This is a genomic window from Furfurilactobacillus milii (assembly GCF_021654115.1).
Taxonomy (GTDB): Bacteria; Bacillota; Bacilli; order Lactobacillales; family Lactobacillaceae; genus Furfurilactobacillus; species Furfurilactobacillus milii.
The window spans coordinates 1-529 of sequence record NZ_JAIWJF010000026.1 but is presented as its reverse complement, the minus strand read 5'-3'; the positions used below and the strand labels follow the sequence as shown (position 1 = coordinate 529).

The following is a 529-nucleotide window of genomic DNA, read 5'->3' as shown; positions in this document are numbered from 1 at the left end:
GTTAGTCCCGTCCTTCATCGGCTCCTAGTGCCAAGGCATCCACCGTGCGCCCTTTATAACTTAACCTAACAGTTCATACGAACTGCGGTTATGAGTTTAGCGATAAACAATTTAACTTGTTAAAAAACTCAAAAACGCGGTGTTCTCGGTTTAAATAATAAAAAGAATCATGATTCAGTTTTCAATGTACAACGTTTCAGGTTGGTCACTTCCGTGACCAATGGAGAATAACGGGATCGAACCGTTGACCCCCTGCTTGCAAAGCAGGTGCTCTCCCATCTGAGCTAATTCCCCATGTTGTCTTCAGGCTTGATCGATGGGCACAAGTGGACTCGAACCACCGACCTCACGCTTATCAGGCGTGCGCTCTAACCAGCTGAGCTATGCGCCCAATCTTTTGTTTGAGGTAAATCCCTCAAAACTGAACAACGTTTCCACTAATGTGTAAGGTTCCGATTTGTTTCCTTAGAAAGGAGGTGATCCAGCCGCAGGTTCTCCTACGGCTACCTTGTTACGACTTCACCCTAAT

General features: G+C 45.9%; 2 tRNA genes and 1 rRNA gene. All 3 read right to left on the bottom strand.

Annotated features, from left to right (window positions below):
* Positions 1-221 precede the first annotated feature (221 nt).
* A tRNA-Ala gene (locus tag LDK34_RS12540) sits at positions 222-294 on the bottom strand.
* 23 nt (positions 295-317) lie between these two features.
* Positions 318-391, bottom strand: a tRNA-Ile gene (locus tag LDK34_RS12535).
* A 78-nt stretch (positions 392-469) separates the two neighbouring features.
* A 16S ribosomal RNA gene (locus LDK34_RS12530) occupies positions 470-529 on the bottom strand; the annotation flags it as partial.